The organism is Pseudomonas sp. 13159349 (genome assembly GCF_013305685.1).
Classification (GTDB): domain Bacteria; phylum Pseudomonadota; class Gammaproteobacteria; order Pseudomonadales; family Pseudomonadaceae; genus Aquipseudomonas; species Aquipseudomonas asiatica.
Window position 1 is genome coordinate 1637915 of the sequence record NZ_CP045553.1, and the last position, 14967, is coordinate 1652881.

At 56.2% G+C, this 14967-nt stretch carries 13 protein-coding genes and 1 pseudogene; 12 read left to right on the plus strand and 2 right to left on the minus strand.

The window, feature by feature from the left end; genetic code table 11:
- Positions 1 to 63: 63 nt before the first annotated feature.
- Positions 64 to 1740 carry a 30S ribosomal protein S1 gene (rpsA, locus tag GEV38_RS07825; protein WP_003252673.1) on the plus strand — a complete coding sequence of 559 codons (1677 nt, stop codon included), beginning with the start codon at positions 64 to 66 and terminating at the stop codon, positions 1738 to 1740.
- Positions 1741 to 1979: 239 nt separating this feature from the next.
- Here rpsA and GEV38_RS07830 read toward each other — a convergent pair whose 3' ends face one another.
- Positions 1980 to 2435 carry a transposase gene (locus tag GEV38_RS07830; protein ID WP_039614560.1) on the minus strand — a complete coding sequence of 152 codons (456 nt, stop codon included), beginning with the start codon at positions 2433 to 2435 and terminating at the stop codon, positions 1980 to 1982.
- A gap of 493 nt (positions 2436 to 2928) precedes the next feature.
- Between GEV38_RS07830 and ihfB the strand changes: the two genes are divergently transcribed.
- From ihfB to GEV38_RS07845, 3 genes are all read left to right on the plus strand, one after another.
- Positions 2929 to 3228 carry an integration host factor subunit beta gene (ihfB, locus tag GEV38_RS07835; RefSeq protein WP_013971456.1) on the plus strand — a complete coding sequence of 100 codons (300 nt, stop codon included), beginning with the start codon at positions 2929 to 2931 and terminating at the stop codon, positions 3226 to 3228.
- 19 nt (positions 3229 to 3247) lie between these two features.
- The gene (locus GEV38_RS07840; RefSeq protein WP_054573434.1) at positions 3248 to 3511 is read left to right on the plus strand and encodes a lipopolysaccharide assembly protein LapA domain-containing protein; all 264 of its coding nucleotides are present in this window, start codon (positions 3248 to 3250) and stop codon (positions 3509 to 3511) included.
- A gap of 98 nt (positions 3512 to 3609) precedes the next feature.
- Positions 3610 to 5103: an MBL fold metallo-hydrolase RNA specificity domain-containing protein gene (locus tag GEV38_RS07845; protein ID WP_173895757.1), complete on the plus strand. Its 1494-nt coding sequence runs from the start codon at positions 3610 to 3612 to the stop codon at positions 5101 to 5103.
- A gap of 143 nt (positions 5104 to 5246) precedes the next feature.
- Here the strand turns inward: GEV38_RS07845 and GEV38_RS07850 are convergent.
- Positions 5247 to 5381 (minus strand): annotated as a pseudogene (locus tag GEV38_RS07850) (IS256 family transposase); the annotation flags it as partial.
- Positions 5382 to 6306: 925 nt separating this feature from the next.
- Here GEV38_RS07850 and GEV38_RS07855 point away from each other — a divergent pair.
- The 8 genes from GEV38_RS07855 (at position 6307) to GEV38_RS07890 (ending at position 14907) form a co-directional block, all read left to right on the plus strand.
- Positions 6307 to 7752, plus strand: coding sequence for a hypothetical protein (locus GEV38_RS07855; RefSeq protein ID WP_054573435.1), 1446 nt, complete (start codon positions 6307 to 6309; stop codon positions 7750 to 7752).
- A 162-nt stretch (positions 7753 to 7914) separates the two neighbouring features.
- Positions 7915 to 9105 (plus strand): glycosyltransferase, encoded by a 1191-nt coding sequence (locus GEV38_RS07860; protein WP_054573436.1) that lies wholly within the window; start codon positions 7915 to 7917, stop codon positions 9103 to 9105.
- Positions 9102 to 10142: a polysaccharide biosynthesis protein gene (locus tag GEV38_RS07865; RefSeq protein WP_173895758.1), complete on the plus strand. Its 1041-nt coding sequence runs from the start codon at positions 9102 to 9104 to the stop codon at positions 10140 to 10142. The genes GEV38_RS07860 and GEV38_RS07865 overlap by 4 nt, the downstream gene beginning before the upstream one ends.
- Positions 10143 to 10146: 4 nt before the next feature.
- Positions 10147 to 11265 carry an NAD-dependent epimerase/dehydratase family protein gene (locus tag GEV38_RS07870; RefSeq protein WP_054573438.1) on the plus strand — a complete coding sequence of 373 codons (1119 nt, stop codon included), beginning with the start codon at positions 10147 to 10149 and terminating at the stop codon, positions 11263 to 11265.
- 22 nt (positions 11266 to 11287) lie between these two features.
- A complete protein-coding gene (gene wecB, locus GEV38_RS07875) occupies positions 11288 to 12418 on the plus strand; it encodes a non-hydrolyzing UDP-N-acetylglucosamine 2-epimerase (protein ID WP_054573439.1) in 1131 nt (376 codons plus the stop codon).
- A 6-nt stretch (positions 12419 to 12424) separates the two neighbouring features.
- Positions 12425 to 13645, plus strand: a complete 1221-nt coding sequence (locus GEV38_RS07880; protein WP_054573440.1) for a glycosyltransferase family 4 protein — start codon at positions 12425 to 12427, stop codon at positions 13643 to 13645.
- Between the two features lie 45 nt (positions 13646 to 13690).
- Complete coding sequence (locus GEV38_RS07885) at positions 13691 to 14287, plus strand: sugar transferase (protein ID WP_054573441.1); 597 nt, start codon at positions 13691 to 13693, stop codon at positions 14285 to 14287.
- Positions 14284 to 14907, plus strand: coding sequence for an acetyltransferase (locus GEV38_RS07890; protein ID WP_081014006.1), 624 nt, complete (start codon positions 14284 to 14286; stop codon positions 14905 to 14907). Before GEV38_RS07885 ends, GEV38_RS07890 begins: the two co-directional genes overlap by 4 nt.
- Positions 14908 to 14967 lie beyond the last annotated feature (60 nt).

Here is a 14967-nt window from a genome sequence, read left to right on the forward strand (position 1 = left end):
AAACCCACATTGTCTGGAATGTGGCTATGGGCGTCTGTTTCGCCCGAATCTACAGGAATTAAAATGAGCGAAAGCTTTGCAGAACTCTTTGAAGAAAGCCTGAAAACCCTCAATCTTCAGCCGGGTGCCATCATCACCGGTATCGTTGTCGACATCGACGGCGACTGGGTTACCGTACACGCTGGCCTGAAGTCCGAGGGCGTCATCCCGCTCGAGCAGTTCTACAACGAAGCTGGCGAGCTGACCATCAAGGTCGGTGACGAAGTTCACGTTGCGCTGGACGCGGTCGAAGACGGCTTTGGCGAAACCAAGCTGTCCCGTGAAAAAGCCAAGCGCGCCGAGTGCTGGATTGTTCTGGAAGCAGCTTTCGCCGCCGAAGAAGTGGTCAAGGGCGTTATCAACGGTAAGGTTAAGGGCGGCTTCACTGTCGACGTTAACGGCATCCGTGCGTTCCTGCCGGGCTCCCTGGTTGATGTCCGCCCAGTGCGCGACACCACCCACCTGGAAGGCAAAGAGCTGGAATTCAAGGTCATCAAGCTGGACCAGAAGCGCAACAACGTTGTCGTTTCCCGTCGCAGCGTGCTGGAAGCCGAGAACAGCGCCGAGCGCGAAGCCCTGCTGGAAACCCTGCAGGAAGGCCAACAGGTCAAGGGTATCGTCAAGAACCTCACCGACTACGGCGCCTTCGTGGACCTGGGCGGTATCGACGGCCTGCTGCACATCACCGACATGGCTTGGAAGCGCATCAAGCACCCATCGGAAATCGTTAACGTTGGCGACGAAGTCGACGTACGCGTTCTGAAGTTCGACCGTGAGCGCAACCGCGTTTCGCTGGGTCTGAAGCAGATGGGCGAAGATCCGTGGGTAGCTATCACTGCCCGTTACCCAGAAGGTACTCGCGTACAGGCTCGCGTTACCAACCTGACCGACTACGGCTGCTTCGCTGAGCTGGAAGAAGGCGTTGAAGGTCTGGTACACGTTTCCGAAATGGACTGGACCAACAAGAACATCCACCCGTCGAAAGTCGTTCAGGTTGGCGACGAAGTGGAAGTCATGGTTCTGGACATCGACGAAGAGCGTCGTCGTATCTCCCTGGGCATCAAGCAGTGCAAGTCCAACCCATGGGAAGACTTCTCCGGCCAGTTCAACAAGGGTGACAAGATCACCGGTACCATCAAGTCGATCACCGACTTCGGTATCTTCATTGGTCTGGACGGCGGCATCGACGGCCTGGTTCACCTGTCCGACATCTCCTGGAACGAAACCGGCGAAGAAGCCGTACGTCGTTTCAAGAAGGGCGACGAGCTGGAAACCGTCATCCTGTCGGTCGACCCAGAGCGCGAGCGCATTTCCCTGGGCATCAAGCAGCTGGAAGACGATCCGTTCTCCAACTTCGTTGCTGTCAATGACAAGGGCGCTATCGTCAAGGGCATCGTGAAAGAAGTTGACGCCAAAGGCGCCATCGTCACCCTGGCCGACGACATCGAAGCTACTCTGAAAGCTTCCGAAATCAGCCGTGACCGCGTTGAAGACGCGCGTAACGTCCTGAAGGAAGGCGAAGAGATCGAAGCCAAGATCATCAGCGTTGACCGCAAGTCCCGCGTTATCAGCCTGTCGATCAAATCGAAAGACGACGCTGAAGAGCGCGAAGCCATCCAGAGCCTGAAAAACGCTCCGGAAGCGGCTGCCGACACCACCATGGCTGCGCTGCTGCGCGAAGCAATGGCCAAGCAGAACTGAGTTCTGTTTGATCGGTAAAAAAGGGCGACCCTCGGGTCGCCCTTTTTTTTTGGCGTGGATTCAGGTTTGTGTTGTTCGTCGTGGGTTATGTGGCGTCGGCAGATCGAGCGCCGCCCGCGCGACTGGCCGAGACAAACGTAGGAGCGAGCGCAGCTCGCGATGCATCGCGCGGGCGACGCTCGATTGACAGGAGCGGGCACTCCACCGTCAAACCCTCCGCTCTACCGCCACCCCCCCCCTCAAAGCCAAACCGCATCCCAATGCGGGTAATCGCCGGCCCTGTTAACCAGTCCCGCCCGAATCGGATTTGCCACGATATATCTGGCTACCTTGATAATATCCTCGTCCCGGCGCAAGGCCCGGTCGTAATAACCTGCTTGCCAGATCGGCGACGCCTTCGCCCCGGCCTTGTGCAATGCTCTGCTGGACTGGCACTTGAACCGTTGCATCAGTGTGCCAAGCGTCGTGTTTTTCAATTCGAGCAGCCAATGCACGTGGTCTGGCATCACTACCCACGCTAGAGAATGACAGTGCTGTCTCTGTTCTGCGTGGCGCATGTTGTGGATAGCCAGACGGGCATAGTGGAAGTTTTGAAACAAAGGTCGGCGTTGGTGGGTAACGGTTGTCAGCAGGTAAAGCCTGCCTGGTACCGAGCATCGTGCATGGCGAAGCCGGTGGCCGTGGGGTTTGAGCATTGTGTTCATCCTTGAGCACGGGCGTATGGTCGCAGCGTAGTTGCGTTGGGCGGATACCGGTGGGGATTAGGGTTGCAGCATGTAAGTGGATGGCGCGAGGTTTGTGGTGTGTGGTAGGTCGAGCGCCGCCCGCGCGGCGCATCGCGAGCTGCGCTCGCTCCTACGTTTGCCTCGGGCCGGTAACGCCTGGTTTGTTCCACGCGATATCGAGACATGCGCCAAGGCGTTTGCGCGCAATCCCCCGGGAATGACTGGTCCGAAACAAACGTAGGAGCGAGCGCAGCTCGCGATGCGCCGCGCGGGCGGCGCTCGATCTCCGCGTCACCGCAACCCCCTGGCCGCACGCCTCCAGCCCCCGCCAGCTAGACCATTCCTGTAAAACTTCAATCTTGAATTTTTTTATTAAGTCAAGAACCACCCTGTTCAAATCCCTCCCAGCGTGCTACAAACTGGTTAAGTAATGATCTAGCTGCTTGATAACGAAGGGAAAAATATGACGAAGTCGGAGCTGATCGAACGTATTGTCACCCATCAGGGGCTGCTCTCGTCCAAGGACGTGGAGCTTGCCATCAAGACCATGCTTGAGCAGATGTCACAATGCCTTGCCACCGGCGATCGCATCGAGATTCGCGGTTTTGGCAGCTTCTCGCTGCACTATCGCGCCCCTCGCGTAGGCCGCAACCCGAAGACCGGCCAGTCGGTCAGCCTCGAAGGCAAGTTCGTGCCGCACTTCAAGCCCGGCAAAGAGTTGCGCGACCGGGTCAATGAAGAAGAGCATGAGGCCCACACCTGATTCCACAAGGAGCAATCTGATGCGTAACCTCAAGCGCGCCCTGGCGGCGGTGTTCGTGCTGCTGTTGGCGGCTGTGGTGCTGTTCTTCGTGCTGGAGAACCAGCAAACCGTCTCGTTGGTCCTGTTCGGTTGGGCTGCCCCGGCCATGCCAGTCGCCGTGCTGGTTCTGGCTGCCCTGGTCATTGGCCTGGCTATCGGGCCGTTGCTGGGTGCCTACGGCGTGCAGCGCAGCAAGCGCAAGATTCGCGCCTCCGCGCGGCAAGCAGCGTTGAGCGGTAATTAAGACAATTCCTACCCTGTTTAAGGAAGGGGCACCTTCGCGCGCACTCGTCGTCATGGAGTAATAGGCCACTTCATTTTCGACTCAGGCGAGTGTGCAGCGTGGAATATCCTTCCCTTTCCCATCACGGCGGCACCCGGGGTGTTACCGGTTCTTGCCATCAACTCCACCTCGATGCAGTCACTAGCCTGCTGGTAGACTGTGGTCTCGAGCAGGGCGCCGACGTTGCCCCGGGCGCAGAATTCGCGCCGCTCGCTTTCGATATCCAGGGTATCCAGGCTCTGGTCGTCACCCATGTACATCTCGATCACGTAGGGCGTATCCCCGCACTGCTCGCTGCAGGCTTCCGCGGCCCGATCTTGTGCAGCGAACCATCAGCGAAGCTGCTGCCGCTGGTGCTGGAGGATGCCTATAAGCTGGGTATAAGCGCTGACCCCGTCCAGGTCGATCGCTACCTTGCGTTGTTGCAGCGACTCATCGTTGCGCTGCCTTTCGAGCAATGGCATCCCGTTGTCGAGTGTGGGGGTGTTGCTTGTTCCATTCGGTTGCAGCGTGCCGGCCACCTTCTGGGGTCGGCGTATGTGGAATGTGATGTGCGCTACCCAGGCATTGAGCCCAGTTCGCGCATCGTTTTCTCGGGCGATCTCGGCGCGCCCGGTAATCCGCTGTTGCGTCCAGTTCAGCCGCCTGAGCGGGCCGACGTGCTGGTACTGGAGAGCACTTATGGTGATCGGCTGCACCCTGATCGCAGTGATCGGCAGCAACGTTTGGAAGTGGCCATCGATCGTGCGCTGGCTAATGGTGGCACCATTCTCATACCGGCATTCAGCCTCGGCCGGACGCAGGAATTGCTGTACGAGATCGAAGGCATTCTTCATCGCAAGGCCCTGCTGAACAAAGCCGGTCCGGCCCCTGATGGCGACCCGCTCGACTGGTCGCAGCTGCCCATCATCCTCGATTCACCCCTGGCCCAGCGCATCACTGGCGTGTACCGGGAGTTGCACGACTACTGGAATGCCGAAGCCAGGGCGCGTCTTGCCGAGGGGTGCGATCCGCTGGGTTTCAGTCAGTTGATCTGCGTGGATACCCACGCCCGCCACCAGCAGGTGGTCAATTACCTCAAGAGCACCGGGCGACCAGCGATCGTCATAGCCGGCAATGGCATGTGCTCGGGTGGGCGCATCGTCAATTACCTCAAGGCCATGCTGGGGGATCCGCGGCATGAGGTGATGTTCGTGGGGTATCAGGCCAGGGGCACGCCGGGGGCGGTGATACAGGCCAGCGAAGGGGCGAAAGGGTTTGTGCGGATTGATCTGGATGGGGAGATGTATGAGATCCGGGCGAAGGTGATGACGTTGGGTGGGTATTCGGGGCATTCGGATCAGGTGGGGTTGGTGAGGTTTGCGCAGGGTTGTAATGCTCGGTGGATAGTTTTAGTGCATGGGGAAGGAAGGGGGAAGCAAGTTTTGGCGAAGGCGCTGCGAAGAGCTTTTGCACAGGTGGGGCATGAGGTTTGCGTCACAATGGCGGCATGGCCGTCTCGCGGGGTTTGGCGGAAAGAGTGGTTTCTGTCGGAGCGTGAGGGCTTTTTGTAGGAGGCTTCTCTATGCAACTGATTAATATGGTGTTAGAGGCGGGGCGGTAAGAATGGCAGATGGCTGCTATGGTTTGATTCTAGCTCTAGGGCACTGACGCCAGGCAGGCGCTGATTTTCATCAGGTCGGCCTGATGGGCCGATCTCCGTACACACAATCGCGAATTGATTCACTGTACTTTTCCAATCATGCGTCGCCGAGCTCCAATTTGCCGTGATGTTTCGCAGCCCCAGCCAGATCAGTTTGGTGGCTGCCTCATCGTTCGGGAAATGGCCCAGCAAATCTTGATTCCGACGAAGCGGATCGACAAACCACTGCTCGGATTCCCCTCCCACGACGAGGGGGCAGGCACTGCGTGCCGCGCCCAATGCCAATCCATGGTGGGGGTGGCGCGATGGTATCCTGGTCGCGCTGCCCTATAGCACGGAGACGCGAGTTTTTTGGTTTCAGGGCAATCACGCTGGTCGCGCGATGTATTGAAATCGGGTGCGGCACGCAGTGCCTGCCCCTCGTCGCGGGAGGGGAATCCGAGCAGTGGTTTGTCGATCCGCTTATCGGAATGGCCAATATTTACTGGGTCAGATGTAGGGCTGGCGGCATTGAAGGCCACGTATTGGGCGATGCCCGCGCGGCGGCCAAGTCGTGCGGCACGACTGTGCACTGACCAATCCGCGGAAAAGAGGCCGCAACCAGCACTGTTCCGAATGAGGGAGTGGCCCAAATGGCATCGGCATTAGTCTCTGTCGGCACAGCTTGCTGTGATCGCGTATAGAAGAGTGAGCGCTCCGCTGCCATTGGTTCCTCGCCCCCGTTTTTTTGTATAAAAGAACAGGGAGTTACCTTTTGCCCGTATGAGTTGAGAAGCTCGCGTATGGTTCAGCGAGAGGCTGTAGGTGAAGTCCCCCCCGGGGGGGCTCACCAGCGCAGGCCTCTGCCTCTGGCTCAAGCGCTTGGAGTCTGAGCGTTTCGAAACCTAGCCAGGGGGGGCACCGACGGAACCATTGCCCTGACCGCCCGGGAGCTGGGCTGGCTAGTCGCCGACTCCGACCTCTGGTACAGCTGTCTACATCTGTTCCTGCCATAATATTTCAGCTATTATCCTAGATTCTGTTCCGCTGCGAGATCTTCGAAGGTAAGCTCGCTAGCGGATCGCTAACACCCTGAGTCGCGCCGCGCAGAGAGGGATTTGTGAAGGGGACGCAAGTGGCGATTAGTGTCAGGGGAAATGGATTTCTCGGGAAGTTCTTGTTGTACGTTCCGGTTAAGTTTCTGCCGGCTTTCCTTACTGTTTTTTTTATATTTTTTTTGTATCGTTTCTTCCCTGAGGATGAATACGTATCCTATTCGGTTAGTCTCTCCTGCTCGATGATCGTGGCGCAATTGAGCGCGATGTGGGTGGGGAATTCCTACGTTTATTATTTTTCTTCCAGTGCTGAATGTCGGACGCTTTTTTCAAGTTGCCTTTACTTGGTTACGTTGCTTGCTCCCTTTGCGGCGTTAATGGCAGCGTTGGTGGCCGTCCTTTTTTCTGCTGCGCCGGACACCTTTTACTGTGTGTTGCTCTTGTGTCTCACGCAGATGTACTTCTTTTTCATGTCTTCCGTTTGTCAGGCCGCATTTCTGGTGCGTCAACAATTGCTGGCCGTGGTCATGCAGGTTGTAGCACAGCTGGGGGTCATCTACTTCTGCTACTCGAATTTGGGCGTAACATACTCGGATGCCATGCTTGCGTTGAGTGCGGGTTATGGCGTAGCCGCGCTAATCATGTTGATCGCTGCGGTTGTCAGAATGGGTATTCGTAGTCCTCTTGCCGTCAAAGCAGTGTTTGGTAGCGATGTCCGTGCTGTTTTCAGCTACGGCTCAGCATTGGCTCCCTGGATGCTGGGGATGTTGCTGATGGTGGCGGCAGATCGCTTCGCTATCGGCTCTCTCGGTATCCCGGGGGGGGACTCGTACTTGTCAATGAAGGATTTGTTCGTCGGAGCGGGTGGGTTGTTGAGCATGCCATTGCTCATGTTGGTACATCCATTGATCATCAAGCGGTTTCGTGATGGTGTGTTCGAAGGCGCGTTAATTCAAAGTTCGGTTGGTTTTTTGGTGGTGGTGTTTTCGCTCTTGTGGGGCGTCATCGCCCTTGTTGGGCTTTCGGTGTTTGAGCGGTTTACCGGAAAGCCCATATCCGCCCCGCTTGGTGCGCTGTTGATCGCCTATCTTGGTGTATTTTTGAATTGTGCAGCGGTTTACGCTCAGAAGCGTCTTGAGGTGCACAGGCGAATGCGCCTTCTGGCGTATTTTTCATTGATGGCCGCATTGGTTTCGTTAGCGCTCTCCTATGCAGGCGGCTTGGTGCTCGGCCTTTACGGTGTGGCATTGGGCGTGGTGATCGGGCAGCTCTTGTACTTTGGTGTTGTGACAGCAACCATCTTAAGAAAGGTTGATCTTTACCGGGGGGCAGTAAAGCCGTTCGCCGTGTCTATGATGGCGTTGGCGGTGGGGTATTCGCTTCAAGTGGCGCTCAATGTCTCCCTAGGGGGGGTGGTGTGGTGGGTGAGGACCTTGATATGGACACTGCTTTTTTCGGTATTTTCTCTAATCGTCGTTTGGAAGGCTGTGTCGTGGAGAGACTTAATGAGCGCAAAAATGGATTGAGATGTTCTATGTCAAGCGAGGCTCGGCATGCTGTCACGCTAGCTAATAATTTGACGTATTTAATGGGTTTAGGGTCAATTCGAACCGGTTTCGAGATTTCTTGTCGATAAATATTGTGCCGGTTGTTTTCTTTGATGGTTATTTTTTGACTGAGGTGACGTGATGCGTGAAGTCCTGCTGTTGGGCTTCCATGTCGGAAAGCAGTATTTCGAGCGCTATTCAGCGGGCGATGCTTTTCCGCAGGTGGCGGCGTACAAGCTGGAATCACGGTTTATTGATGCGCTTCGTTTGGGTGGATTGAGGGTGAATACACTTGCCACTATCGCGGTGTCCACCTTTCCGCGCATCAAGCGTGTGTGGTTTCCTGGGGCTGCGCTTCAAGGAGGGGATGCCGGTCAAGGGCGGGTCATGCCGCTGGTCAACCTTCCCGTGATAAAGATGATCACGCGTTGTCTTGGGTCATTTTATGGCCTGTTGCGCATGGGGCGCGGCGCAGATGTGGTATGCGTGTATGCGGCCCACTCGCCTAACCTTCTGGCTGCTTACCTGTATTCAAGGCTGTGCGGCAAGCCGTACTACGTGTATGTACCGGATTTGCCCTCTTTTATGGGCGGGGCCCTAGAGCGTGGTCGCTTACTCAGGTGGTTGAAAAAAATCGATGCCTCGTTGCTTTCGTGGTTGCTTCGGTCGGCAAATGGCTTGGTGGTGATCAGTCGGCCAATGGTTGAAGATCAACCAGCTTGGAAAACCAGGCCTTATCTTGTGCTCGAGGGAATCTCCGAGTTGTCGCCTATACCTGTCGGTGGTGTGGTTGACAAAAAGATGATTTTTTACGCGGGCGGTGTGAATCGCTCGTATGGTATTGTCGAGCTGGTCGAAGGCTTTCTACGGTCGGGTATAGATTACGAGCTTGTTCTGTGCGGTCGTGGGGACCTTGAAGGGTACCTTGCAGAAATTTGCTCCAAGCATGCCTCTGTCAAGTACTTGGGTTTTGTGTCGCCTGAAAAGGTAGCGGAGTTGCAGAGGGGCGCATCCTTGTTGGTGCTTACTCGTAATCCTGCGGAAGCGTACACGCGTTACTCGTTTCCCTCCAAGCTGATTGAGTATATGTCTGCTGGTATACCGGTGCTCACAACGCGTCTGGCGGGAATACCTGATGAATATTTCGACCATCTTAATATAATTGAAGGCTTCTCAATCAGTGCTGTTGCGGATGCTCTTGTCAAGGTTAGTTTAGTTGATGAGCAGTATTTGTCTGATAAAGCCGCGCGTGGTAGGATTTGGGTTCTTGGAGCCAAGTCAAGTCGTGCCGTCGGAAAACAGCTTGTTGAATTTATGGAGGATAATAGGTGAATGTATTTTCAGGTAAGGTCCTGCTGATAACAGGCGGCACAGGTTCTTTTGGTAATGCAGTTCTGAAAAGGTTTCTAGATAGCGATATCCGGGAGATCCGCGTTTTCAGTCGCGACGAGAAAAAACAAGATGACATGCGAAAACGCTACGCCAGTGAAAAATTAAAATTTTATATTGGGGATGTGCGTGACTACCAGAGCGTCCTAAATGCGACGCGTGGTGTTGACTACGTCTATCACGCCGCTGCACTAAAGCAAGTACCCTCCTGCGAGTTTCATCCTCTCGAAGCCGTAAAAACTAATGTCTTGGGTACTGAAAATGTCCTGGAGGCGGCTATTCAGAACGGGGTCAAGCGAGTCGTGTGCTTGAGTACCGACAAGGCGGTCTACCCCATCAATGCCATGGGTATTTCCAAAGCAATGATGGAAAAAGTGATGGTCGCCAAATCCCGCAATGTCGATGAACGGAAAACGGTGATTTGTGGCACCCGGTACGGCAACGTGATGGCCTCTCGTGGCTCGGTCATTCCGCTGTTCATCGAGCAGATTCGCGCCGGCCAGCCGTTGACGCTGACCGATCCCAACATGACACGTTTCATGATGACCCTGTCCGATGCTGTCGACCTCGTGCTCTATGCCTTCGAACATGGCAATAACGGCGACATTTTCGTGCAGAAGGCGCCCGCTGCAACCATCGAAGTGTTGGCGAAGGCGCTAACCGAACTGGTTGGCAAACCGGAACATCCGATCAATGTCATTGGTACCCGTCACGGCGAAAAACTCTACGAAGCTCTGCTGAGCCGGGAAGAAATGGTTTGTGCCGAGGACATGGGCGATTACTACCGCGTACCGCCAGATCTGCGCGATCTAAACTATGCGAAGTTCGTGGAAGAGGGCGAAACTCAGATATCCATTACCGAGGACTATAACTCGCACAACACCCAGCGCCTTGATGTCGCCGGCATGCAGCAGTTGCTGCGCAAGCTCGACTTTATCCGCGCCATCGAGCGCGGCGAGCACGCAACCCCAGAGGAGTGAGGCGATGAAAGTTCTGGTCACAGGGGCCAACGGCTTCGTAGGGCGCAACCTGCTGGTGCACCTTGGGGAGCGCAAGGACATCGAGGTTGTGCCGTTTACACGGGAACATGCCCTTGAGTCGCTGGCCGAAAAGGTTCGCGATGTGGATTTTGTATTCCACCTTGCGGGCATCAACCGCCCGAAAGATCCCGGGGAGTTCAAGGTTGGCAATGCCGACCTGACCGTGGAACTGTGCCGAGCTATCGAGGCAAGCGGGCGGCAGATTCCAGTCCTTTATACTTCGTCGAGCCAGGCTGAACTGGATAACGCCTACGGTGCCAGCAAGCTCTCTGCTGAGCAGGCGCTGGCCGAGTTGCAGGCGCAGCACGGCTCAGCCGTACACCTATTCCGCTTGCCCAACGTGTTTGGCAAGTGGGCGCGGCCTAACTACAACTCGGCGGTCGCCACGTTCTGCCACAACATCGTGCATGGCTTGGACATCACCATCAATGACCCACAGGCGCGTATCAACCTTGTCTACATCGACGATGTGGTAAAGGCTTTCGTCCAGGTGATGGATGGCGTGAAGGCCGGCACGCCGTTCGCGCAGGTCGAGCCGCAGTACAGCATCACGGTGGGAGAACTGGCTGACTTGCTATGCACTTTCCGTGACAGCCGCGCGAGCATGGTCACGGAGGCGGTGGGCACCGGCCTGGTACGGGCTCTGTATTCGACCTATCTGAGCTACATGCCCCCCGAGAACTTCACCTATACGGTCCCCAAGCATGGCGACCCGCGAGGTGTGTTCGTCGAAATGCTGAAAACCAAGGACAGTGGCCAGTTTTCCTACTTCACGGCACATCCAGGCATCACCCGAGGCGGGCATTACCACCACACCAAGACCGAGAAGTTCCTGGTGATAAAGGGTAAGGCGTGTTTCCGCTTCCGTCATGTGGTGTCAGGGTCATTCCACGAACTGTTCACGTCTGGCGACGAGCCGGAGATAGTCGAAACTGTCCCGGGCTGGACCCACGACATCACCAACGTGGGTGATGACGAAATGATCGTCATGCTCTGGGCCAACGAAATTTTCGACCGTGAAAACCCTGATACTTACGCTCGGCCAGTAGGCACTGAAGCCTGAACGGGCCCGAGAGGATGAACTGATGAAAAAACTGAAAGTTGTCACTGTCGTTGGTACCCGCCCGGAGATCATCCGGCTGTCGCGTGTGATTGCGCGCCTGGATGAATACTGCGAACACATCTTGGTGCATACCGGCCAGAATTATGACTACGAATTGAACGAAATCTTCTTCCAGGACCTGGGCATCCGTAAACCGGACCACTTTCTGAATGCCGCAGGTGCGAGCGGAGCCGAAACCATCGGTAATGTGATCATTGCAGTGGACAGGGTACTGGCTGAGGTCAAGCCGGAAGCCTTGCTGGTACTGGGCGATACCAACAGCTGCATGGCCGTGTTGCCAGCCAAGCGCCGGAAGATCCCGACCTTCCACATGGAGGCAGGTAATCGCTGCTTTGACATGCGCGTGCCGGAAGAAATCAACCGCCGCATCGTTGACCATACGGCAGACATTAATCTGACCTATAGCACCATTGCCCGGGATTACCTGCTACGCGAAGGCTTGCCAGCTGACCAGATCATCAAGACCGGTAGCCCGATGTTCGAGGTGCTTAACTATTATCGCCCGTCGATCGAGGCGTCTGATGTACTGCAGCGCCTGGGGCTGGAAGAGGGGCAGTTTTTTGTTGTCAGCGCACACCGCGAAGAGAACATCGAGGCCGACAAGAACTTCCTCAAGCTGGTGGATGTGCTCAATACTGTAGCGGCCGAGTTTGATCTGCCGGTGATTGTTTCTACCCATCCCCGCACGCAGAAACGTGTCGATGCGCTGGGTGTCAAGTTTCACGCCAACGTACGCCTTCTTAAACCTTTGGGATTCACCGACTACAACAAGCTGCAATTGACCTCCAAGGCTGTCTTGTCAGACAGCGGGACAATCAACGAAGAGTCTTCGATCCTTAATTTCCCGGCATTGAATTTGCGCGAAGCACATGAGCGGCCCGAGGGTATGGAGGAGGCTGCCGTCATGATGACTGGCCTGGAAGTGGCGCGCGTGCTGCAGGGGCTGGCGCTGCTGGAAACCCAGCCACGTGGCGAGGTCCGTGGCCTGCGTCTGGTCGAGGACTACAGCATGCCAAATGTGTCCGAGAAGGTGGTGCGGATTATCCACAGTTACCGTGACTATGTAATGCGTACCGTCTGGAGAATGTACTGATCAACCATGGCCACGCGCATTCTACTGCTCACTCAATGGTTTGACCCGGAGCCAACTTTCAAAGGGCTGGTTTTTGCCCGTGAGCTGGTTGCCCAGGGTTTTGATGTGGAAGTTGTCACCGGCTTCCCCAATTACCCTGGCGGTAAGTTGTACTCGGGATACAGGGTCAAGCTCATACAGCGTGAAATGATCGATGGCGTTAAAGTGACGCGTGTTCCGCTCTATCCCAGCCATGGACAGAGCGGCATCGGGCGTGTGCTCAACTATGCAAGTTTTGCTGCGACCAGCCTGTTTTATGGTTTGTTTGGCGCGCGTAAGCCGCATGTCATCTATGCCTATCACCCGCCGTTGACGGTCGGTATGTCGGCAGCACTCATACGGATGTTTCGTAGGGTACCGGTCGTGTATGACATCCAGGACATGTGGCCGGATACCTTGAAGGCTACTGGCATGTTCTCCAGCGAGAAGGCACTGCGGCTGGTCGGCCGGGTATGCGACTGGGTGTACCGCCGTGTTGACCAGATCGTGGTGCTTTCGCCTGGGTTCAGGCGGTTGCTTATCGAGCGTGGTGTCCCGGCTGCAAAGATCGATGTGATTTACAACTGGTGCGCCGAGGACATGGTGTGTTCCGCGGACGCAGACAAGCCTCGCAACTTCCCGGATAACGCCACCTTCCGTGTGTTGTTCGCCGGCAACATCGGCAAGGCGCAATCGCTTGATGCGGTGATCGAGGCGGCAGCGATTCTCAAGCAAAGAGGGGCCAATGTATCGCTGGTCTTTCTGGGAGGTGGCGTTGAGGTTTCGCGCCTGCAGGCTGTTGTGCAGGAACGGCTACTCGACAACGTGAGTTTTTTGCCGGGCGTGCCCATGGCAGAGGTTGGGGCATACCTGGCGAGTGCTGATGCGTTGCTGGTACACCTGAAGAAGGACCCGCTTTTCACCATTACCATACCGTCGAAGACTCAGGCTTACATGGCAGCCGGGAAGCCGTTGATCATGGCAGTGGAAGGTGATGCGGCGCAGTTGGTGCAGGATGCTGACTGCGGAGTGATAGCTGAGCCGCAGAACCCTCAAGCGCTCGCGGATGCCTGCATCGAGCTCAGCTTACTGACTGAGCAGCAGCGGGCTCAGATGGGCCAGAGAGGCGCGGAGTTTTATCGTCAGAAGCTTTCTTTGAAAGTGGGGGTACAGCGCTTTGGTGAACATTTCAGGCGCCTATGCAAGTAATTGTGCAAATCATGGTCGGGTCGTTGAATTTGGTTGGGTATTGAGATGTTGAAACGATTGTTCGATGTGGTTGCAGCGACGGCAGGCCTGATGGTCCTGTCGCCAGTTATCGCCATCGTTGCGATGATGGTCCGGCGCAAACTTGGTTCACCAGTATTGTTCCGTCAGGTACGCCCTGGTATGAATGGCAAGCCTTTCGAGATGGTCAAGTTCCGAACGATGCGCGATGCGGTCGATAGCCGAGGCAACCCGTTACCCGACGCCCAACGCATGACCCGGTTCGGTAGCTTCTTGCGCTCGAGCAGTCTCGATGAGTTGCCCGAGCTGTGGAACGTCGTAAAAGGCGATATGAGCCTGGTTGGCCCGCGGCCGTTGTTGATGGAATACCTTCCGTTGTACGACACCGAGCAGCGGCGGCGTCACGATGTGCGCCCAGGCGTTACCGGCTGGGCGCAGATCAACGGTCGCAATGCATTGAGCTGGGAGGAGAAGTTCAAGCTGGACGTCTGGTATGTGGACAACCACTCTTTCTGGCTGGACCTCAAGGTCATCTTCCTTACGGTAAAAAAAGTCATAATACGCGACGGTATTAGTGCTCAGGGCGAGGTCACCATGTCCAAATTTACCGGTTCGCGCAAATGAGCCGGCTGGCGATTCTTGGTGCCAGCGGTCACGGTAAGGTGGTGGCCGATGCCGCAGCGTTGTGCGGCTGGGCACATATCGACTTCTTTGATGATGCCTGGCCAGAGCGCACAGTGTGTGGCGCGTGGTCAATTGTCGGGGGCAGTGCGCAGCTGCTTGCTGTCGTTGACGCCTATGAAGGCGTGGTTGTGGCGATTGGCAACAACGCCATCCGCCGCGCCAAACAACAGTTGCTCGAGCAGGCTGGCGCTGTGCTGGCTACCATCATCCATCCTGCCGCTGTGGTCAGTAAGCACGCGCGTCTGGGTGCCGGTAGCGTTGTGTTTGCCACTGCCGTGATTAACCCGTTTTGCGAGATCGGTGACGGTGCCATCCTCAACACTGGCTGTAGCGTCGATCACGATTGCAGTCTTGGGGCATTCGTTCATGTCAGTCCTGGGGCACGTCTGGCAGGCCAGGTGCAGGTCGGAGACGAGAGTTGGATAGGCATTGGTGCCAGCGTGCGTCAACTAACCAGCATTGGCGCGCATGTCACTGTTGGCGCCGGGGCGGTGGTAGTTTCGGCTGTTGCTGATCACCTGACAGTCGTTGGAGTTCCCGCACGGGCAGTCAGCAAATGACCGCAGTTAACGTTATCGAACCAAGTATTTATTGCTGGCGCAGCTTTTCGCCAGTGTCGA